Below are 21285 nucleotides of genomic sequence, written 5' to 3'. Positions count from 1 at the left end.
AATTACTTAAGTTCGATAGAAGCGCCTGCTTCTTCAAGCTTGCCTTTGATTTCTTCAGCTTCTTCTTTGTCAACGCCTTCTTTAACTGGAGCCGGAGCACCGTCAACAAGCGCTTTTGCATCTTTAAGTCCAAGACCAGTGATTTCACGTACAACTTTGATAACACCGATTTTAGAAGATCCGGCACTCTCAAGAACTACGTCGAATTCAGTTTGCTCTTCTTCAGCTTCAGCGCCGCCTCCGCCAGCAACTGCAACTGGAGCCGCAGCCGTTACGCCGAATTCTTCCTCAATAGCTTTTACTAAATCATTTAGTTCTAAAACTGACATTTCTTTAATCGCATCGATCATTTCTTGCTTAGTCATGATTAAATTCCTCCTGTTTAAAATATATTATGCCGTCAGGCACTGATTGGACAAGGTTTGTTTACGCACCTTGCTCTTCTTTTTGTTCTGCAACTGCTTTTGTCGCCAATGCAAAGTTGCGGATTGGAGCTTGCATAACGTTGAGTAGCATAGAAAGCAACCCGTCGCGGGATGGAAGCTCCGCAAGAGCCTTGACTTCCTCTAAAGAAGCTACACGTCCTTCAATGATTCCAGCCTTAAGTTCTAACGCGTCGTGCTCTTTGGCAAAGTTGTTAAGAATCTTTGCAGGAGCCACCACATCGTCATTACTGAATGCAATCGCTGTAGGTCCCTTTAGCTGATCATCGATTTCTGTTAATTCAACAGCTTCAGTTGCACGGCGCACCATTGTGTTTTTGTAAACTTTAAAGTCTACGTTCGCTTCACGCAGCTGTTTACGAAGTTCAGTTACTTCAGCTACGTCCAAACCACGATAGTCAACTACAATTGTAGATTGACTTTCTTTAAGTTTAGTTGCGATTTCGTCAACAATCTGACTTTTCTTTTCAATCACTGTGCTCATTCTGACACCTCCTATTGAAGATTGTTCATACCGTTTGCGAGCCATAAAAAAGCCCCCATGCGCAGACATGGAGGCAGTATAATCTATTCCCTATATAACATAGGTATTCGACGCTACAAACCTCGGCAGGAAATTAAGCACATTGCGTGCACCTGCTGTCTACGGCATGATCGATTAAATTCACAATCAACAGTATAACTCCCTGAATCAGGGAAGTCAACTACAGTTTATATCCTGATACATTAATTTTTAAGCCAGGCCCCATTGTAGCAGCAAGGGAAACGTTACGAAGGTAAGTTCCTTTTGCAGCCGCAGGTTTAGCTTTCATTAAAGTATCCATCATTGTTTTAAAGTTTTCAACGAGCTTGTCATTGTCGAAAGACGTTTTCCCAAGTGGAACGTGGATATTTCCAGCTTTATCAACGCGGTATTCTACCTTACCCGCTTTGATTTCATTGACGGCTTTTTCCACTTCGAAAGTAACAGTGCCAGTCTTAGGGTTAGGCATTAAACCTTTTGGCCCTAATACTCGTCCAAGCTTACCAACTTGAGCCATCATGTCAGGAGTAGCAACCACGACATCAAAGTCAAGCCATCCCTGGCTAACCTTATTAATCATGTCTTCTTCTCCTACGAAGTCAGCTCCGGCAGCTTCCGCTTCTTTCGCTTTATCTCCCTTTGCGAAAACAAGAACTCTTTGAGTTTTACCAGTTCCGTTTGGAAGAACGACTGCTCCACGGATTTGCTGGTCTGCTTTCTTAGGGTCAACGCCAAGACGCGCAGCCAATTCAACTGTTTCGTCAAAATTAGCGACTGCTGTCTTCTTAACAAGTTCAATCGCTTCTTCTACATTATACACTTTCTCACGATCAACGAGTTTCAGTGCATCTTCATACTTTTTACCTCTTTTAGTAGCCAATGTTGTTTCCTCCTTAATTGTGGTTTTAGCGGTTAGACCTCCCACTAATAAAGGTTGCGATACCTGGCATCAGGCAGGACCCTCGTCCTTCTCGCAACCTCCATTTACCTGCACAGGTTTAATTAGTCTTCAATAGTAATTCCCATGCTTCGGGCTGTACCTTCAACCATACGAATCGCTGCATCTACATCTGCTGCGTTCAGGTCAGGCATTTTTGTTTCCGCGATTTCTTTTACTTTATCACGCTTCAATGTAGCGACCTTGTTGCGGTTAGGCTCACCAGAAGCCGTATCAATACCAGCTGCTTTCTTCAGAAGAACGGCAGCAGGTGGAGTTTTAGTGATAAATGTAAATGAACGGTCTTCAAATACCGTGATTTCTACAGGAATGATCAAGCCCGCCTGTTCTTGCGTACGAGCGTTAAATTCCTTACAGAATCCCATAATATTAACACCTGCTTGACCAAGTGCTGGCCCAACTGGTGGCGCTGGATTCGCTTTACCAGCAGGAATTTGTAATTTTACTACCTTAATGACCTTTTTAGCCACGCGACACACCTCCTTAAGTCCGTGATGTGGTAAACCGAGCTTTTGCTCTCCCACTCATTACCCTGCTTGTTTGCAGGAAAAAACGTGAACAGAATGTCCACGTTGATTAACAACATTCAAATTTTATCACTTCATAACTAAGATAGCAAGAATTTTTCTTAAGAGAATTAAATTTTTTCTACCTGATTGAATTCCAGCTCTACTGGAGTTTCCCGGCCGAACATATTAACGTGTACTTTTAATTTCTGCTTTTCAGCTGAAATATTTTCAATCGTACCGATAAAGTTCGCAAATGGTCCTTCTTTAACCTTCACGGACTCCTTCAGTTCGAAGTCTACTTCAGGCGCAGGAGCTTCTACGCCCATCTGACGTAAAATAGCGTCTACTTCTTCAGGCAGAAGCGGCGTCGGTTTGGCTCCGCCGCCAGAAGAACCGATAAATCCGGTAACACCTGGAGTATTTCGGACAACATACCAGGAATCATCTGTCATCACCATTTCTACGATGACATACCCTGGAAAGACCTTCTTCGTTACTTGTTTTGATTTTCCATCTTTAATTTCTGTTTCTTCTTCTACCGGGACGATGACTCGAAATATTTTATCGGTCATACCCATTGATTCCACACGTTTTTCCAAATTCGTTTTTACTTTATTCTCATATCCGGAATATGTGTGAACTACATACCAATTCTTCTCCATGATTGTTCAGGACTGTGACGTCCTTCCCTCCTCTGACGGATTCATATTTTCGTAAATGATCCCATTAACCTGTGATCAAACGAATAAGCGATGAAATTCCGAAATCCGCAATTGCGAAGAAAATCGCAATGAAAATGACTGTCACTGAAACTACCACGGTATATTTCGTCAATTCTTTTCGGTTAGGCCATGACACCCGCTTCATTTCTGTCGATACGTCTTTTAAAAATTTCACCGGTTTTTTTGCTTTTGCTGTCTCTGCCACTAAAAACACCCCCCAATGCACTCAGTTACTTCGTTTCAAGATGCGCTGTATGCTTTCCGCATGTCTTGCAGTATTTATTTATCTGAAGTCGCTCTGATTGGTTTTGAGCTGTTTTTGTCGTAGAATAATTTCGTGAATGACAATGCTGGCAGGCAAGAATCACTTTCTGTGACATAGCCAACTCTCCTCTTTAACATACACTCATACACACTAGTAAAATTTATCACACGCCGGTCTGCCGTGTCAATCATGCCTTGTCACTATCATAGACTTTCCTTCAGCGTTTTAACCTTAAATTTAAAAAAACAGGGCAAGCCCTGTTTTTAAAAGTGAGAATTACAGTTTTACACCTTTTAATTCTACGTATCTTTCAAGCTTTCGTTTGACCCGCTGAAGAGCATTGTCTATTGATTTGACATGCCGGTTAAGATCAGCGGATATCTCCTGGTAGCTTCTTCCGTCCAAATAGTGCATGAGCACTTTCCTCTCCAGGTCGCTTAAAATCTCTCCCATTTTGTCTTCAATATCATCAAACTCTTCCTGGTTAATCAGCAATTCCTCAGGATCGCTTAACTTAGATCCGCAAATTACATCGAGAAGGGTACGGTCCGATTCCTCATCGTAAATAGGTTTGTCCAGAGAAACATAAGAATTAAGCGGAATATGCTTTTGGCGTGTAGCTGTTTTAATTGCGGTGATAATTTGCCTCGTTATACATAATTCTGCAAATGCTTTGAACGAGGACAGCTTGTCCCCTTTAAAATCACGAATAGCTTTAAAGAGTCCGATCATACCTTCCTGAACAATGTCTTCATGATCCGCTCCAATTAAAAAATACGAACGGGCTTTTGCCCGCACAAAGTTCTTGTACTTATTAATCAAGTACTCCAGCGCACCGCTGTCCCCTTCCCGTACATATTGCACGAGACTTTCATCGTCTAATTGCCGAAACTTATCCTGAAGCCCGGTCTCAATGAGGTTTAAAGCCACCGCAATCCCTCCGCCCTGTCTTTTTCTCATAAGAAAAGCCAGTCAATCTCAAGTAAATGGAAGCGCATAAATTAAAGAATTGTCTAAATATAACATCAGTATACAGGAAGAAATTAAAAAGCGTCAAGATGTCATCTTTGCCCCCGGCGCCATTTTTCAAAAATTTCAGCCATCTCTTCTGTTATGGGGAGCTTCGTTTTTGCTGTCGCTTTTTTTGTCTTTTTTACTTCTTTCTCAATGCCTCGTTCGATCTGTTTCATCTCTGTCCTAAGCTCACGGGCCGACTTTCTGTAGGCTCCGCTCGCAAAAATAACTCTCTGTTCAACAAAATCGGAGGTCGCTACATAGATCTGTGTGTCGACCCTTTTCCATTCCTTCACAAGTTTTTCGATTCGTTCATCCGCGGTCTCTTTTTCCCTTGTATAAATAATGTTTAGCGCGTAGTTATTATATTTCTTGCCAAGGCCCGGGACCATGTGGGCATCAAATATAACTGTCACTTCAACCCCTGTATACGCCTGGTATTCGGCCATTTTCTCTATAAGCTGGTCTCTGGCCGACTCAAGGTCCGACGTTTGGAGTGCTTTCAGTTCCGGCCAGTCTCCTATAATGTTATAGCCGTCTACCAGCAGCACCTTTCTCATCCTAGTTCATCTCCGGAGAAGGGCGCCGCCGGAGCACTTCATACATCAGAAGACTTGCAGCTACTGAGGCATTAAGTGATGTAACTTTGCCTGCTAATGGAATGTTTACAAGAAAATCACATTTTTCCTTTACAAGCCGGCTCATACCCTTACCTTCACTCCCAATAACAAGGCAAAGAGGCATATTAACATCCACTTCGCGATAATCTGACTCACCCCGCGCGTCTGTTCCAATAAACCACAATCCCTGTTTTTTTAATTCCTCGATTGTTCTCGCGAGATTAGTCACCCGGGCAACAGGGACATGCTCTATAGCTCCCGCAGAAGACTTTGCTACTGTGGAAGTCAAACCTACTGATCGTCTTTTAGGTATTATAACTCCATGGGCGCCAGCTGCATCTGCCGTCCTTAGTATTGATCCAAGGTTATGAGGATCTTCGAGCTCATCCAGCAGCAAAAAAAACGGTGATTCGCCTTTTTTTGCAGCTCTGTCGAATAGTACCTGAATATCCTGATATTCATAAGCGGCAATTTGAGCTGCTACCCCCTGATGATTATCAGTGTCCACCATCTGATCCAGCTTTTTCTTAGGAACAAACTGCACTTGCACTTTTTTCTTTTTACTTAAGCTGATAACCTGATTCATCTGCCCTTTCTGAGAACCTTCGGCTATCCAAATTTTATTTATAGTATGATCCCCTTTTAAAGCTTCCAGAACGGGATTTTTACCCGCAATTAAATCTTGTTTGCCTGACATGTTATCACTCCTTTCTTTCAATCATTTCAAAACTTTTTAAGACGAGCTCATCCATTCTTTTTTCGCGTCCTGTTACGTATAAATAACCAATGAGGGCTTCATACGCTGTGCTCAAATTGTAAGTGGCACGGTCCGTGTTTTTAGGAACAGTTCCTGATCGGGCATTCCTGCCCCGTTTGACAATCGCCAGTTCTTCTTCGGAAAATATTCCTTCATCTAATAAGGCCCTGAGAACAAAAGCCTGCGATTTAGCAGAGACATACTGTGTCGCTTCTTTGTGGAGTTTATTAGGCCGGACTTGTCCGCTCGAAATCAGGCGGTACCGGACATAAGTGTCCAACACCCCATCCCCCATATAAGCCAGCGCCAAAGGGTTTAACTGTTCCGGCTCGCGGATTTCTTTGTTCAGTTTCATTTACTGCCCTCTTTTCCAGCGCGTTCCTTGTGGCGTATCTTCCAGAATTATGTTCTGGTCTTTTAACTGGTCTCTGATTTCATCTGCTCTCGCAAAGTCCCTGTTCTTTCTTGCTTCTATTCTTTCTTCTATTAGTTGTTCAACCTCTTCATCAAGCAGTTCCTCTTCCCCGAGACGGACACCTAATACAAACGCCATATCATCGAATTCTGTAAGGAAAGCCTTCAAAACACCCTTGTTTGTTTGCTTCTCTTCAAGATATTTGTTTGCTGTTTTAACTAAGTCAAACATGGCAGCTACCGCATTAGCGCTGTTAAAGTCGTCGTCCATGGCTTCCGTAAATTGCTCACGGTACTTTTTAATCTCTTTTAACCACCGGTCTGTACTTTCTCCCAGATCAGCTGTCTCTTCCAGTCTGTGAGAGACATTCAGGTAAGTTGTTTTGATCCGTTCCAAGCTGCTTTTTGCACTATTAAGCTGTTCGTCACTAAAGTTAATTGGACTGCGGTAATGGGCATTCACAATAAAGAAGCGGACGACTTCAGGATCGAACTGTCGAATAATGTCATGAACTAATATAAAGTTCCCGAGCGATTTCGACATTTTCTCGTTATCTATATTAATATAGCCGTTATGAATCCAGTAATTCGCCATTTTCTTTTCATTTAAAGCTTCGGACTGGGCGATCTCATTTTCATGGTGGGGGAAGGCAAGATCCTGTCCTCCGGCATGAATATCAATGGTCTCCCCTAAATATTTCTTTACCATAGCCGAGCATTCGATATGCCAGCCTGGCCGCCCTTTCCCCCATGGGCTGTTCCAGGATATTTCGCCCGGTTTTGCTGATTTCCATAATACGAAATCAAGAGGGTCTTCTTTCTTTTCGCCAACTTTAATTCTTGCGCCTACTTGAAGGTCATCAATTGACTGATGAGAGAGCTGGCCGTAAGTATCAAATTTTCGCGTTCTGAAATACACATCGCCTTCAGATTCGTAAGCATACCCTTTTTCTGTCAGGCGATCAATAAACTCAATAATCTCCGGCATCGTATCCGTTACCCGCGGGTGCTCATCTGCGGGTTTGACACCCAGAGCTCCTGTATCTTCATGATAGGCTTTGATAAATCGTTCGGCTATCGCCATAACGTCCTCGCCCATTTCTTCTGCAGCTTTTATTATTTTGTCATCCACATCTGTAAAGTTTGAAACATACTGTACATCGAATCCCCGGTATTCAAAATACCTGCGGATCATATCAAATACTACTGCCGGGCGGGCATTACCGATATGGATATAGTTGTAAACCGTAGGCCCGCAAACATACATTTTAATTTTTCCTTCTTCCATAGGCTCAAACGTTTCTTTTCTTCTAGTTAACGTATTATACAGTTTAATCGCCATACAGGTTTCCTCCTCAGTATATCGTTCAACAGGTCAGCTTTTTTGGGATTGCTCCCTTTTCAGTTCTTTTATTTCTTTCTTTACGCGCAATAACTCTTGTTCAAGAGCTCTGAATTTATCTGATACTGGGTCTGGAAGATTGATATGATCCAGATCGTTTTGCACTTTCACCCCATCCTGGACGACAATTCTGCCAGGTATACCAACGACAGTAGAGTTAGGCGGGACTTCTTTTAAAACGACAGAACCTGCTCCTATCCGGGAATTTTTTCCGATTCTCATGGACCCGAGAACTTTTGCCCCTGTAGCCACAAGAACATTATCTTCCAGGGTCGGATGCCGTTTTCCTTTTTCTTTTCCTGTTCCGCCCAATGTGACGCCTTGAAATATCGTCACATTATTCCCTATCTCACACGTCTCACCTATAACCACTCCCATTCCGTGGTCAATAAAGAGCCTCTGTCCGATTCTCGCTCCAGGATGAATTTCGATTCCAGTAAAAAAGCGGCTGACCTGGGACAGAAAACGGGCAATAAAATAAAGTTTCCTGTTCCACAACCAATGCGCCAGGCGATGACACCAGACCGCATGCACCCCGGAATAATTTATAATGACTTCTAAACGGTTACGGGCAGCAGGGTCCTGGTCCAGCACCACATCAACATCATTTCTTAAGGTTTTAAACAAAGACAGTCCCTCCTTTCAAGTATGCTTTTATTCAGGCTCCGCTCCGGATATTCAAAACTCGGCTTATCTTTATATAGAGCCAAAAGTATAAAAAAGCGCCTCTGTGCCCTTACGAGGACACAGAGACGCTTGATCGCGCGGTTCCACTCTGTTTGAGTACGTATTGGTACTCCGCTTTGAAAGATAACGGTCTTTCCATTCCGCCATCCCTATTAAGAAACCGCAGTTCCTGTTCAGGAAATGGACTCAGAGGTGCATTTCAAAAGACATTATCTTAAGCCACTTTCAGCCGCGGTGACTCTCTCTTTGAAGAATGGTGTCTTCCTACTTCTCCTCGTCAGTGTTTTAGCTATTTATTATTTTAAAGCAAACTGTCTAAGCGTTTTTTGACGACAGTGCGTCCTAAAAGAGAAATGGTTTGAAGAAGATCGGGACCATGGGTCTGTCCTGACACCGCTGCACGAATAGGCATAAACAGATTTTTTCCTTTATGGCCGGTTTCTTTCTGTACAGCTTTTATCGCTTTTTTAATTTCCTCAGCTTTAAAATCTTCCACTTCCTCTAATTTACCTTTAAAGGCGCGGAGCACTTCAGGCACCTGTTCTCCGGCTAAAACCTCTTTAGCCTCTCCATTATAATCGATTTCTTCTTTAAAGAACAACTCTGTCAACTTAACAATTTCTGCCCCGAAGCTCATTTTCTCCTGGTGAAGAATGATTAAGTCATACGCCCATTTTTTCTGCTCGTCAGTCATCATCTCAGGAAGACGCCCGGCTTTTACCAAATGAGGAAGAGCAAGCCAGACAACGCGGTCTTCATCCGCTTCCTTCATATACTGGTTATTCATCCATGCAAGCTTTTGGGTATCAAAAACTGCCGGAGCTTTAATAACTCTGTCCAAGGTAAACTGTTCGATCAGTTCATCCTTTGTAAGGATTTCCTCTTCTCCGCCTGGAGACCAGCCTAATAAAGATATAAAATTCACAATTGCTTCAGGTAAATAACCTAGATCGCGGTACTGTTCAACAAACTGAATGATTGATTCATCTCTTTTACTCATTTTTTGCCTGTCTTCATTTAAGATAAGGGAAGCATGAGCAAATACCGGAGGCGTCCAGCCTAATGCTTCAAATAATAATACTTGTCTTGGAGCATTGGACAGATGTTCTTCTCCACGGATGACATGGGAAATTTCCATAAGGTGATCATCAATCACTACGGCAAAATTATAAGTTGGAATTCCGTCCTGGCGTACAATAACAAAATCGCCAATCCCGTCACTGTCGAATGTTACTTTGCCCCGTACCTTGTCATCTACTGTAATTTCCTGCCCCTGTGGTACAAGAAAGCGGACAACAGGTTTCCGGCCTTCTTCTTCATAAGCTTTCTTTTGCTCTTCAGTAAGGTTCCGGTCGCGGCCGCTGTATTTCGGTGTTTCTCCACGCGCCCTTTGTTCTTCACGTTCAGCTTCCAGTTCTTCCTCCGTCATATAACAGTGGTAAGCTTTGCCTTCCTGAATCAGCTGTTCGACGTATTTTTTATAAATATCCAGCCTTTCCATGCTCTGGTACGGCTCATGAGGGCCGCCGACATCTACACTTTCATCCCACTCAATGCCTAACCATTTTAGGCTTTCCATCAGTTTTTCGGTCGCTGCATCTACATTTCTGGCCTGGTCAGTATCTTCAATCCGAACGATAAATTTCCCTTTTTGGTTTCGCGCAAAAAGATAGTTAAAAAGAGCAGCGCGTGCTCCGCCAATATGTAAATGTCCCGTTGGACTCGGAGCAAACCTCACACGTACTTCTTGACTCATAGTATGACACCTTCCATTCTAATGTTCATTTATTTTATTCTACCATTTTTACATTACAAGGTTCCATTGAGAATTATACTTTTACCAGCAAAACAACTGCCTGGGAAGCGATGCCTTCTTCACGTCCAGTGAACCCCAGTTTCTCTGTCGTTGTCGCTTTCACATTTACTTGAGAAACTTCGGATTCCAATAATTCGGCAATTCTCTTCTGGATAGCAGGTATATGAGGTGCCATTTTTGGTTTTTGAGCCATAATCGTACAATCAACATTACCTAATGTATAACCGTGCTGCTTGACGATCTCCCAGACATGGCTAAGAAGCCTGGCAGAGTCAGCGTCTTTAAACTCAGAATCAGTATCAGGGAAATGCTTACCGATATCCCCTTCTCCAACTGCTCCTAAACATGCATCAGCAATAGTATGTAAAAGTACATCAGCATCTGAATGGCCTAACAGGCCTTTATCGTGGGGAATGTTAATTCCTCCAAGGATAAGAGGGCGTCCCTCTACGAGCTGATGGACATCAAAGCCTTGTCCTATTCTCAATTATGTTCATCCTCCTTACGCTTTTTAATAATGGCCTCAGCAAAAAGCAGATCTTCAGGAGTAGTTATTTTCAGATTTTCATAATCCCCCTGGACAATTTCCACCGGACGATTAAGGTACTCCATTAAGCTTGCATCATCCGTGCCCAAAAAACCATCTCTTTCAGCCTTTTCATGAGCATAGCGTATTTCCTCAAGATGAAAAGCCTGGGGTGTCTGAACTGACCATAAACTTGAGCGGTCAATCGTCTGTGTTATCTGTTTTTGCTCTACCAGTTTAATTGTATCCTTAACAGGGACACCTGTCACTGCCGCTCCCTTATCATTGGCGACTTCTACCAGCTGGTGAATAACTGCGCGCCTTATAAACGGCCTTGCCCCGTCATGTATCAGCACGACAGGGTTTCCTTCAATAACTTTCAGTCCTTCAAATACGCTCTGCTGACGCTCTTTGCCGCCTTCTACAATGCGGACCGCCTTAGTAATATTATACTCATTAATAAGCTCTTGAATCTGATTTATTTCCTGTTTATTTACTGCCAGGATTATCTCAGTACATAGAAGATCCTCCTCAAACACACGGAGCGTGTGAATCAGGAGGGGTTCATTGTCTATTTTTAAGAATTGTTTATTCTTACCGGCATTCATCCGTTTTCCTTGGCCTGCCGCTGGAATAACTACATGATAATTTCGCATGAGAACTCCTTTATTATATCTATTGGGCCTTAAAGTGCTTTCTCCATCAGTTTTGGTTTGGCAAAAATCATTCGTCCGGCTGAGGTTTGCAGCACACTGGTCACGATGACCTCAATATTCTTGCCAATATAACTTCTTCCTTCCTCGACGACAATCATTGTGCCATCGTCCAAATAAGCTATACCTTGATTTTGTTCTTTGCCGTCCTTAATAACTTGCACTCCCATTTCTTCACCGGGCAGGACAACAGGCTTGACCGCATTTGCGAGATCATTAATATTAAGAACATCCACGCCTTGCAAGTCGCACACTTTATTTAAATTAAAGTCATTAGTAACAACAAATCCCCCGAGCACTTTTGCCAGTTTCACAAGTTTGCTGTCTACTTCCTGAATTTCCTCAAAATCACCTTCATAAATTTCAACTTTTACGGTCAGCTCTTTTTGAATTTTATTCAAGATGTCTAAGCCGCGCCGGCCACGGTTTCTTTTTAGAACATCAGAAGAGTCTGCAATATGCTGGAGTTCTTCCAGAACAAATTCCGGAATAATCAATGTTCCTTCTATAAAGCCTGTCTGGCAGATATCTGCGATTCTTCCGTCAATAATTACGCTGGTATCAAGAATCTTAAGTTTTCCGTGAACTTCTTCTTCAGATTCTTCAGCGCTTTTCTTGGAATTTTTTGAGCCGGGAAACAGCCCCATTAATTCATCACGCTTCTGATAACCAACCTGAAAGCCTAAGTAACCAAAAAACAACGTAAGAATAAGCGGCAAAACAGAACTTAAAACAGGGATCTCCACACTGTTTAAAGCAACGGTAATCAGAAAGGCTAACATCAGACCAATGACCAGGCCCACCGTGCCAAACAGAAGGTCTGTCACCGGAAATTTAACAAGTGTATCTTCTGCAAGCCGGATAAAACTGACAATGTTATCTACAAACAGATAAAGAGATAAATATAATATAAGTGCACCTAATACTGCTCCAAAATAACCGTTAATCAGCCACTCCGGGGTGCCGTTAATATTTAGAAAATGAATAAGATCAGGTATAAACAGATAACCGACAGTACCACCTATAAACAGAATTACCAATTGTACAATTTTGCGAAGCATAAACTTCACCTCCTTCTAGTTATTATAGACAAGACCCCGAATTCCAAACATAAAAGGTTAAATTTCACAAAAAATTACATATTCAAGCATATAAATACCTTATCACCGGGTAATTACATTGTCAATAATACTAAATAATCCATTATATCTATTTAAAATCTTTTCGTCAATAGATGATTTTTTTAGACACCATTCATTTAAATGTGCCGGTCTATGAAAAGCTGCTCCTGAATCCTTGTTAAACCGTCTTTTATTTTTTTGGCTCTCGCCTCCCCAATACCGTCCACTTCATCAAGTTCTTCAATGCTTGCTCTCATTATATAAGGCAGCTCCTTGAATCTGTTTATCAGGTTACTTACAACCATGGGCGGGATACGTGGGATTTTATTTAAAATCCGGTAGCCTCTCGGACAAACAGCCTGTTCCTGAAGGTTAGTGATCTTCCCGTACCCAAGGAGCTTAACGATTACATGGTCATCCAGCAGCTCATCATTTGACAGACGTTTTAATTTTTTTAACGTTTCCACAGGGTCCTGTTTTTCGTCTTTTATATAATCTTTAATTAAAAGCAAGGCTTCATTCTCCATGTTAAGAACCAGCTCTTCCAGCTGCATAGAGATAAGCCGTCCTTCGTTTCCTAATTCATTCACGTAATTGAGTATTTCTCCTTTAATTCTTAAAACCATTTCTACCCTGTGCATCACCTGGGAAACTTCGTGGAAGGTCACAAGTTCTTCAAATTCCAATGCGCCAAGGTTAGTTATACTTTGATCAAGTACGGATTTATACTTTTCCAGTGTCTGAATGGCCTGATTTGCTTTTGTTAAAATGACACCGATATCTTTAAGTGCATATCTGTACTCTCCCTGGTAAAGGGTAATCACATTCCGCCTCTGGGAAATGGAAATAACCAGGTTGCCAGTCTGTTTAGCTACTCTTTGTGCCGTTCTGTGGCGAATCCCGGTTTCAGTGGAATAAATCGTATTTTCCGGGACGAGCTGTGTATTAGCGTAAAGGATCCGCCCGCCGTCTTCGCTTAAAATGATTGCTCCGTCCATTTTAGCCAGTTCATAAAGATAAGCAGGGGAGAAATCACTATTTATAAAAAATCCGCCGTCCACAAGGTTAATCATTTCTTCATTATAACCAAGGACTATCAAGCCGCCGGTTTTTGCCCGAAGGACATTGTCGATGCCTTCCCGAAGAGCTGTCCCGGGCGCTACTAGATGCAGCACATTGCTTATAAAATTTTCATCATAATTCGAACGTTGGTGATCCACTCGATATTCCTCCTAACGTGACTTCGATTGCTTCATTTACACTGGTGACACCCACTACTTCTATCCCTTCAGGGGGCGTCCACCCTCCTGCCGATTTCTCAGGAATAATTACACGTTCAAAACCGAGTTTGGCCGCTTCAATGACCCGCTGTTCAATACGTGTTACACGTCTTACTTCTCCAGTCAGGCCGACTTCCCCTATAATTACATCTGCCGGGGCTGTTGGTGAATCCCGGAAACTTGAAGCAATGGAAACAGCGATCGCCAGATCTATTGAAGGTTCGTCCAGACGGACGCCTCCCGCTACCTTTACATAAGCATCATGATTTTGGAGCATCATACCGACCCGTTTTTCCAATACTGCCATAATTAAAGAAATACGATTATGGTCAATTCCAGTGGCCATTCTTCTTGGATTCCCGAAGCTTGTAGGAGAGATCAGTGACTGTATTTCTACCAGAACTGTCCTTGTCCCTTCCATTGAGGCAACGACAGCGGAACCAGCCGCTCCTGATGATCTTTCTTCAAGGAATATCTCTGAAGGATTCAGCACTTCCTCGAGACCAGCCTCTTTCATTTCAAAAATCCCAATTTCATTGGTTGACCCAAACCTGTTTTTTACCGCTCTTAAAATACGATAGGTATGGTGGCGCTCTCCTTCAAAGTAAAGTACGCAATCAACCATATGCTCTAAAATCCGCGGTCCTGCAATAGAACCTTGTTTGGTTACATGCCCGACAAGAAAGATAGCAATTCCTTTTGTTTTAGCTATGCGCATAAATGCCGATGTACATTCCCTTACTTGTGAAACACTTCCTGGTGCACTTGTTACACCTTCAAGATAAACTGTTTGAATAGAGTCAATGATAATGAGCGTCGGATTCATCTCTTCAATCACTTTCTCGATATGTTCCACATCAGTTTCGGCTAAAACAAACAACTGGTCATTCCCAATGCCAAGTCTGTCTGCTCTCAACTTTGTCTGTTTAACCGATTCCTCACCTGATATATAAAGGACCCGTTCTTTTCGTTCAGAAAGTGTGGCGGAAAGTTGAAGAAGCAAGGTGGATTTCCCTATCCCCGGATCGCCCCCGACCAGAACGAGAGATCCAGGAACAATTCCGCCTCCTAATACGCGGTTAAGCTCTTTTATATGTGTACTGATTCTTTCTTCTTCAGTTCGTTCGATTGTGGTTATAGGCTCAGGTTTTGCGGTTCTTTTGCCACCCGTTACAAAGCCCCGCTTTCTTCCGGCTGGCTCTGCTTCTATCTCTTCCACTAATGTGTTCCAGTTCTGGCAGCCTGGACATTTTCCCATCCACTTAGTGGACTCATAGCCACAATCCTGACAGACAAATTTTGTTTTGCGTTTAGCCATTTACACGACCTCTTTTCCTTGAACATCCTGTTTATTTATTTTATCACGGCTAGGTAAGGATGATGAAGGAAAAGCAACCGCTAGTAAAAATATAAAGGGAGAAGTCGCAGTATACACTTTGACTTCCCCCCTGTTATAAACTTAACCTGCTTGTCGCTCCAGCAAAATTTACTTTTAATTTCCTGCAGAACTCACGGTGTATTCGCCCTCTTTGACATCCAGTTTTACAGATTCACCTTTTTTGATGTTTCCGCGCAGGAGCGCTTCAGATAAGCGGTCCTCAACTTGTTTTTGCAAGGCCCGTCGAAGAGGACGCGCTCCGTATTCCGGGTCAAACCCTTCGTCTGCAATTTTTGCTTTCGCTTCTTCTGTTAATTCAAACTCAATATCCTGCTCTGCAAGCCGCTTAGTAAGCTCATTAGCCATGAGTGAAACAATTTCTTTAATGTGTTCTTTTTCAAGGGAATGGAAGACAATAATTTCATCGATACGGTTCAGGAATTCAGGACGGAAGCTTTTCTTAAGTTCGCCCATGACTTTCCCTTTCATATCTTTATAGTCCTGTCCGTCCCGCTGAGCAGTAAACCCTAAACTTTTCTCCTGTCTCAACGTGCTCGCACCCACGTTTGAAGTCATAATAATCGCCGTATTCCTGAAGTCTACCCTGCGGCCTTTTGAATCAGTCAGGAAGCCGTCTTCAAGGACTTGTAAAAGAATATTAAATACTTCCGGATGCGCTTTTTCAACTTCATCAAGAAGAATGACTGAGTAAGGTTTGCGACGGACTTTCTCTGTTAACTGCCCGCCTTCTTCGTGGCCCACATAACCAGGAGGTGAACCGACAAGACGGCTTGTCGTATGTTTCTCCATAAATTCGGACATATCAATTCGGATAATGGCATCTTCATCACCAAATAAAGACTCAGCTACTGCCCTGGCGAGTTCTGTTTTACCAACCCCGGTAGGTCCAAGGAAAATAAATGAACCAATTGGTCGTTTAGGGTCTTTCAGCCCTGCCCTTGCCCGGCGAATAGCTTTTGAAACGGCCTGGACGGCTTCTTCCTGTCCGATGACACGGTTATGAAGAATTTCTTCCATTCTGAGCAGACGATCTGTCTCTTCTTCGGCCAATTTACTGACAGGAATTCCCGTCCATGTTGATACAACTGAAGCAATATCTTCTGTGGTCACTTCTGAGTTCTCCTGACCCTGCTTTTCTTTCCACTCATTTTTCATAGTTTGAAGCTCTTCCCGCAATTTCTGCTCTTTATCACGCAAGGAGGCTGCTTTTTCAAACTCCTGGCTTTGAACCGCTGCATCCTTTTCTTTACGGAGCTCTTCCAGGCTCTGTTCCTTTTCTTTCAAATTAGGAGGCGCTGTATAAGAACGCAGACGAACTTTGGAAGCTGCTTCATCTATTAAATCAATCGCTTTGTCCGGAAGGAACCGGTCAGATATATAACGGTCTGACAACTGCACCGCTGCCTCAATCGCATCATCAGTAATAGTGACGCGGTGGTGCGCTTCATACCGGTCTCTCAGGCCACTTAAAATCTGGACAGACTCATCACTAGTCGGTTCATCAACCTGAATCGGCTGAAAACGTCTTTCCAAGGCTGAATCTTTCTCAATATATTTACGGTATTCATCAAGCGTGGTAGCACCTATACACTGAAGCTCTCCCCTTGCCAGTGAAGGTTTCAGAATATTGGAAGCGTCAATCGCACCTTCTGCACCACCAGCTCCAATCAACGTATGAAGCTCATCAATAAACAGGACAACGTTGCCTGCCTGCCGAATCTCTTCCATCACTTTCTTCAACCGGTCTTCAAACTCCCCGCGGTATTTAGTTCCAGCTACCACAGTTCCCATATCGAGAGTCATAACCCGTTTATTCCGCAGTGTCTCAGGAACTTCATTGTTAATGATCTGTTGAGCAAGCCCTTCTGCGATAGCTGTTTTACCTACGCCCGGCTCACCAATTAAAACAGGGTTGTTTTTAGTACGCCGGCTGAGAATCTGTATAACCCGCTCTATCTCCTTGGCACGGCCGATAACCGGGTCAATTTGATCTTCTTTGGCAATAGCGGTTAAATCACGGGCAAGACTGTCAAGAGTAGGCGTGTTGGCATTAGCGGCCCCTGTACCTGCAGAAGACTGCTGCTGGCTGTTGGCTGACTCGCTTGATCCGAGCAGCTGCAGAACTTGCTGCCTTGCTTTATTCAGGCTGACACCCAAGTTATTTAAAACTCTGGCTGCCACCCCTTCTCCTTCCCTGATCAGTCCGAGAAGAATGTGTTCTGTCCCTACATAAGAATGGCCAAGCTTTCTCGCTTCATCCATAGACAGCTCAATAACTTTTTTAGCCCTTGGTGTATAATGAATTTGTTTTGTACTTTCTTCTCCGCGGCCAATCAGATTTTCCACTTCAGTCTGAATCTTTTCAGATCCAAGTCCTAAAGCCGACAGTGCTTTAGCCGCAATCCCTTCTCCTTCACTGACTAAACCTAACAGAATATGTTCTGTGCCTATATTGCTGTGGCCTAATCTTCCTGCTTCTTCCTGGGCCAGTGCTAAAACTTTTTGTGCGCGTTCAGTAAATCTTCCAAACATCATTTACTTACACCTCCATCTTATAATTAACCGTTTGTTTCAAGGTTGAATCTTTCTCTTATGACAGCTGCCCTTCGTTCATCCCTCTGTTCTGAGTTCAGCTTTTCCCCTGCATATTGCTGGAGAAAACCGGGCTGAGTCAAAATCATTAATTCGTTAAGAATCTTGCCATTTACATTTTTTATTAACCCCATATCAATCCCGAGTCTCACGTCCGACAGCCTTTGCATCGCTTCTTTTGATTCCATTCTTCTGCTGTAGGCAAGGATGCCGTAGGAACGGTAGATTCTATCTTCCAATTTATTTTGTGACTGTTCAAGCAGGGTTTCTCTTGCTGCCCGTTCCTGCTGGATAAGCTGTGTGACGACGTTGCGTAAATCTTCTACAATATCTTTTTCCGATTTTCCGAGAGTTGTCTGGTTGGAAACCTGAAACAGGTTCCCCCGAGCTTCGCTGCCTTCGCCGTAAATACCACGGACGACAAGGCCCAGCTGGTTGATAGCCGGAAGGATGCGGTTCAGGTTTTTCGTAAGAACAAGTGCCGGCAAATGCATCATGACAGAAGACCTGAGGCCTGTACCCACATTCGTAGGACAGGTTGTTAAGTACCCTCGTTTTTCATCAAAAGCGAAATCCAGTTTTTCTTCCATCCAGTCATCCATATCATTGGCATATTTAAGCCCTTCATCTAATTGGAAACCTGACAAAAGACATTGAATCCGTAAATGGTCTTCTTCATTAACCATCACACTCAGTGACTCATCTTCACTGAGAAGCACAGCTCCAGCTTTAGAATCAGTTGCAAGATTGGGACTTATCAGATGCTTTTCCACCAGCACCCGCTTTTCATTAGTCTTTAAATTATTCATTTTGAGGAGTTCCAGCTGTCCAAACCTGCGGTGAGAATGCCCCGCAAATTTATCTTCCACCTTTCCCACAATCTCTTCCAGCTGTTCCTTATCTGCCAAAAGAGGATAGGTCACATCCTGCAGGTTTCGGGCAAGGCGGATCCGGCTGCTTATAACAATATCAGCTTCCGGCCCTTCATTTTTCATCCAGGGACTGACTGCTTCATTAATAAAAGGCTGTAATGACATACTCACGCTCCCCCCTTATTATTCAGGCTTTCTTCTAAAGAGCGGATACGGTCCCTCGTTTCTGCAGCTTTTTCAAACTCTTCCTGCTCTATCAGCTTTTTCATTTTCTCTTTTAAATTTTCAATTTCGCGGTGTACGTGCAAATCTTTGCCTTTCCGCTTAGGTATTTTACCGGAGTGTACCGAGTTTCCTCCATGTATTCTTTTAAAAACCGGTTCTAACTTTTGGTTAAAAGTCCGGTAACAATCGGCACAGCCCAGCCTTCCCACTTTGGCAAACTGCTTGTATCCCATCCCGCAACTCGGGCACTTTAAGTCAGGCTGAGTTTTTTTATAGGGTTGAGATTGTGAAGCAGATATTGATTGACCTGCATCCAAAAGGCCTGAAAGCAATTGATGAATTGAAAAGTTGTTTGAACCCTGGAACTGGTCTCCTTTATCTTTGGCACACGTTTCACACACATGAATTTCAGTTTTCTCCCCATTGATGATTTTCGTGAAATGCAAGCTGGCCGGGCGTTCCTGGCACTCTTGGCAGAGCATATCATCCCCTCCTCATCTAAGGTTTATTAAACTCTTTATACTTCAGGGCAGTCAGCATAGCTTTTAACATTTGAGCCCGCAATTCGTCTCTGAAAGGAAGTTTAATATGAATAACCTCTCTGTCCATCACGCTCTTCATAAGGTTTGCTTCTCTTTGCGTGACAGCTTCCTCTTCTAAAAGACGTGCAATCATATTATTGGCCGCAGTCTGGGAAACGCGGCTTCCGCTAAGTTCAATTAACTGGTCAAACAATGCGAGCTGATTATCTGCTTTGACTTTAATAATACGGATATACCCTCCGCCTCCCCGTTTACTTTCGACCATATAGCCTTTTTCTACAGTAAACCGGGTGCGGATCACATAATTTATTTGAGAAGGAACGCAATCAAACTGTTCGGCTAACTCACTTCGTTTTACTTCAATAACCTCTTCTCTGTTTCCTTCTAAGATTGTCTTGAGGTAATGCTCAATCAGATCAGAAATATTCCTCACCGCATCCCCCTCCTTTGCCCGCAAAGCAGATGCTTATAAATTTAATATAAACTTTATATTGACTTTGACTATATTTGACTTTGTCTCTATTATATCGTTTTTTTTAAAAGGTGCAACTAATTTGATGTGCACCTTATTTATTTTCGTCAATCTTATTCGTTTTCATTCTATTCTTTCTCTATTAATACTTGTTTTACGAAAGAAAGCCTATGTAACTCATCCAGCACTGCATTAATTGCATTCTCATTTTTATATTCCACTAATAAACGATATTCAATCATTGGATTTTCGTTATATATATTTTGTTTTTCCGTTTTCATACTATGAATACTAATGTGATTTGCTTCTAAAATCTGTACCATTTCATTTAGCCGGCTATTTTCTTCTTCTGCCATAATGGTAAGTGTTTTTTTCAGCGCATGTTCTCCTTTACGAAATCTTACTTTTCCAAGAAAAAACAAACTCAAAATCACAATAATGGTCGTTAAAAAAGCGGCACCGAACATTCCTGCCCCTACTGTCAGGCCTATGCCTGCAACCACCCAGATGGAAGCTGCCGTCGTTAACCCCCGGATTGAGTATCCTTGAACTAGAATCGTTCCAGCTCCCAAAAAACCGATTCCTGAAATGACATATGAAGCCAGACGGGAAGGATCATACCTGACCACTTCTGTGTTTGCAGCCAAATAATCCTGAAACCCGAAAAAAGCTAATAGCATCACCAGGCACGATCCCACACTCACTAACATATGCGTACGGAATCCAGCCGAGTGATGACTAATTTCTCTTTCTAATCCAATGAGACCACCTAATAATGCTGCTACAAACAGCCTCGTCGCCATAATAACTAATTCGTTATCCATTATACCAGCCCACTCCATCTATGTTTCACTCCTAATAAAGGTTACAATTTTTGGCCTATGGTTCATTATTATTCCACAGTAGACATTCAATACCCTTTAAAAAGTTATATAAATCATGGGTTTAATTAAAGGGCTTTTACAGCGAAAATTGGCGATTTGGGCAGTAATGGACGGCTTCAGAAACGATTTTTTATTGCCTATCGTGGAAAAGGAGGGGTCGAGCAGCTGAATTAGGTGGTCTAACAGCTAATTTTGAGTTCTATCGGCGAAAATGAGGGGTCTATCAGCGAATTTTGGGTTCAATCAGCGAAAATCACGTTCTATCGGCGAAAATAGATGCTCAATCAGCGAAATTTGAGTTCTATCAGCGATAATCGATGCCCAATCAGCGAAACACCTGTCCAAAAAAAGTAATCAGCTTTTAGCCGGAAAGGTTTAAGGTATTTTTTAAAAACACAAAAAAGACATCCTCTTCTGAGAATGCCTTTGAGCCCAGCGACGTCCTACTTTCACAGGGGGAGATCCCCCAACTATCATCGGCGCTGGAGAGCTTAACTTCCGTGTTCGGCATGGGAACGGGTGTGACCTC

At 42.8% G+C, this 21285-nt stretch carries 24 protein-coding genes, 1 rRNA gene and 2 other annotated features; all 25 genes read right to left on the bottom strand.

What is annotated here, in order from left to right:
* Positions 1–2: 2 nt before the first annotated feature.
* Positions 3–365, bottom strand: coding sequence for a 50S ribosomal protein L7/L12 (gene rplL / locus K8O68_RS15770; protein ID WP_230897783.1), 363 nt, complete (start codon positions 363–365; stop codon positions 3–5).
* Positions 366–426: 61 nt separating this feature from the next.
* Positions 427–927 (bottom strand): 50S ribosomal protein L10, encoded by a 501-nt coding sequence (gene rplJ, locus K8O68_RS15765; RefSeq protein ID WP_230897782.1) that lies wholly within the window; start codon positions 925–927, stop codon positions 427–429.
* Positions 928–963: 36 nt separating this feature from the next.
* Positions 964–1110, bottom strand: a sequence feature (ribosomal protein L10 leader region).
* Positions 1111–1147: 37 nt separating this feature from the next.
* Positions 1148–1891 carry a 50S ribosomal protein L1 gene (gene rplA / locus K8O68_RS15760; RefSeq protein ID WP_093052696.1) on the bottom strand — a complete coding sequence of 248 codons (744 nt, stop codon included), beginning with the start codon at positions 1889–1891 and terminating at the stop codon, positions 1148–1150.
* 77 nt (positions 1892–1968) lie between these two features.
* Positions 1969–2394 carry a 50S ribosomal protein L11 gene (gene rplK, locus K8O68_RS15755; protein WP_230897780.1) on the bottom strand — a complete coding sequence of 142 codons (426 nt, stop codon included), beginning with the start codon at positions 2392–2394 and terminating at the stop codon, positions 1969–1971.
* A gap of 167 nt (positions 2395–2561) precedes the next feature.
* A complete protein-coding gene (gene nusG, locus K8O68_RS15750; protein ID WP_093052702.1) occupies positions 2562–3095 on the bottom strand; it encodes a transcription termination/antitermination protein NusG in 534 nt (177 codons plus the stop codon).
* A gap of 64 nt (positions 3096–3159) precedes the next feature.
* Complete coding sequence (gene secE / locus K8O68_RS15745) at positions 3160–3330, bottom strand: preprotein translocase subunit SecE (RefSeq protein WP_370640540.1); 171 nt, start codon at positions 3328–3330, stop codon at positions 3160–3162.
* A 55-nt stretch (positions 3331–3385) separates the two neighbouring features.
* The gene (rpmG, locus tag K8O68_RS15740) at positions 3386–3535 is read right to left on the bottom strand and encodes a 50S ribosomal protein L33 (RefSeq protein ID WP_093052705.1); all 150 of its coding nucleotides are present in this window, start codon (positions 3533–3535) and stop codon (positions 3386–3388) included.
* Positions 3536–3696: 161 nt separating this feature from the next.
* Complete coding sequence (sigH, locus tag K8O68_RS15735) at positions 3697–4380, bottom strand: RNA polymerase sporulation sigma factor SigH (protein ID WP_235788527.1); 684 nt, start codon at positions 4378–4380, stop codon at positions 3697–3699.
* Between the two features lie 101 nt (positions 4381–4481).
* Positions 4482–4994 (bottom strand): NYN domain-containing protein, encoded by a 513-nt coding sequence (locus K8O68_RS15730; RefSeq protein WP_093052711.1) that lies wholly within the window; start codon positions 4992–4994, stop codon positions 4482–4484.
* A gap of 1 nt (position 4995) precedes the next feature.
* Positions 4996–5751: a 23S rRNA (guanosine(2251)-2'-O)-methyltransferase RlmB gene (gene rlmB, locus K8O68_RS15725; protein ID WP_230897779.1), complete on the bottom strand. Its 756-nt coding sequence runs from the start codon at positions 5749–5751 to the stop codon at positions 4996–4998.
* A 4-nt stretch (positions 5752–5755) separates the two neighbouring features.
* Positions 5756–6166, bottom strand: a complete 411-nt coding sequence (locus K8O68_RS15720) for a Mini-ribonuclease 3 (protein WP_230897778.1) — start codon at positions 6164–6166, stop codon at positions 5756–5758.
* Entirely contained in the window at positions 6167–7567 is a 1401-nt protein-coding gene (gene cysS / locus K8O68_RS15715; protein WP_230897777.1) for a cysteine--tRNA ligase, read from the bottom strand.
* Positions 7568–7600: 33 nt separating this feature from the next.
* Positions 7601–8254, bottom strand: a complete 654-nt coding sequence (cysE, locus tag K8O68_RS15710; protein WP_230897776.1) for a serine O-acetyltransferase — start codon at positions 8252–8254, stop codon at positions 7601–7603.
* Positions 8255–8372: 118 nt separating this feature from the next.
* Positions 8373–8604: a binding site (T-box leader), on the bottom strand.
* 11 nt (positions 8605–8615) lie between these two features.
* On the bottom strand, positions 8616–10070 hold the full coding sequence (gltX, locus tag K8O68_RS15705; protein ID WP_230897775.1) for a glutamate--tRNA ligase: 1455 nt from the start codon (positions 10068–10070) through the stop codon (positions 8616–8618).
* A gap of 73 nt (positions 10071–10143) precedes the next feature.
* On the bottom strand, positions 10144–10617 hold the full coding sequence (ispF, locus tag K8O68_RS15700; RefSeq protein WP_230897774.1) for a 2-C-methyl-D-erythritol 2,4-cyclodiphosphate synthase: 474 nt from the start codon (positions 10615–10617) through the stop codon (positions 10144–10146).
* On the bottom strand, positions 10614–11312 hold the full coding sequence (ispD, locus tag K8O68_RS15695) for a 2-C-methyl-D-erythritol 4-phosphate cytidylyltransferase (protein ID WP_230897773.1): 699 nt from the start codon (positions 11310–11312) through the stop codon (positions 10614–10616). Before ispD ends, ispF begins: the two co-directional genes overlap by 4 nt.
* A gap of 29 nt (positions 11313–11341) precedes the next feature.
* Positions 11342–12430, bottom strand: a complete 1089-nt coding sequence (locus tag K8O68_RS15690; protein WP_230897772.1) for a PIN/TRAM domain-containing protein — start codon at positions 12428–12430, stop codon at positions 11342–11344.
* Positions 12431–12627: 197 nt separating this feature from the next.
* Complete coding sequence (disA, locus tag K8O68_RS15685) at positions 12628–13710, bottom strand: DNA integrity scanning diadenylate cyclase DisA (protein ID WP_230897771.1); 1083 nt, start codon at positions 13708–13710, stop codon at positions 12628–12630.
* Positions 13685–15088 (bottom strand): DNA repair protein RadA, encoded by a 1404-nt coding sequence (gene radA, locus K8O68_RS15680; protein ID WP_230897770.1) that lies wholly within the window; start codon positions 15086–15088, stop codon positions 13685–13687. The genes disA and radA overlap by 26 nt, the downstream gene beginning before the upstream one ends.
* Positions 15089–15262: 174 nt before the next feature.
* The gene (gene clpC, locus K8O68_RS15675) at positions 15263–17704 is read right to left on the bottom strand and encodes an ATP-dependent protease ATP-binding subunit ClpC (RefSeq protein WP_230897769.1); all 2442 of its coding nucleotides are present in this window, start codon (positions 17702–17704) and stop codon (positions 15263–15265) included.
* A gap of 23 nt (positions 17705–17727) precedes the next feature.
* Positions 17728–18798 carry a protein-arginine kinase McsB gene (mcsB, locus tag K8O68_RS15670; protein WP_230897768.1) on the bottom strand — a complete coding sequence of 357 codons (1071 nt, stop codon included), beginning with the start codon at positions 18796–18798 and terminating at the stop codon, positions 17728–17730.
* 2 nt (positions 18799–18800) lie between these two features.
* Entirely contained in the window at positions 18801–19340 is a 540-nt protein-coding gene (gene mcsA / locus K8O68_RS15665) for a protein-arginine kinase activator protein McsA (protein WP_230897767.1), read from the bottom strand.
* Between the two features lie 16 nt (positions 19341–19356).
* The gene (locus K8O68_RS15660) at positions 19357–19833 is read right to left on the bottom strand and encodes a CtsR family transcriptional regulator (RefSeq protein WP_230897766.1); all 477 of its coding nucleotides are present in this window, start codon (positions 19831–19833) and stop codon (positions 19357–19359) included.
* Between the two features lie 167 nt (positions 19834–20000).
* On the bottom strand, positions 20001–20714 hold the full coding sequence (locus tag K8O68_RS15655) for an MgtC/SapB family protein (protein WP_230897765.1): 714 nt from the start codon (positions 20712–20714) through the stop codon (positions 20001–20003).
* Between the two features lie 472 nt (positions 20715–21186).
* A 5S ribosomal RNA gene (gene rrf / locus K8O68_RS15650) occupies positions 21187–21285 on the bottom strand; the annotation flags it as partial.

The organism is Salipaludibacillus sp. CUR1, from assembly GCF_021028955.1.
Classification (GTDB): Bacteria; Bacillota; Bacilli; order Bacillales; family Salisediminibacteriaceae; genus Salipaludibacillus.
Note: the sequence above shows the minus strand (reverse complement) of the source record. Positions and strands in the feature narration are given on the sequence as shown.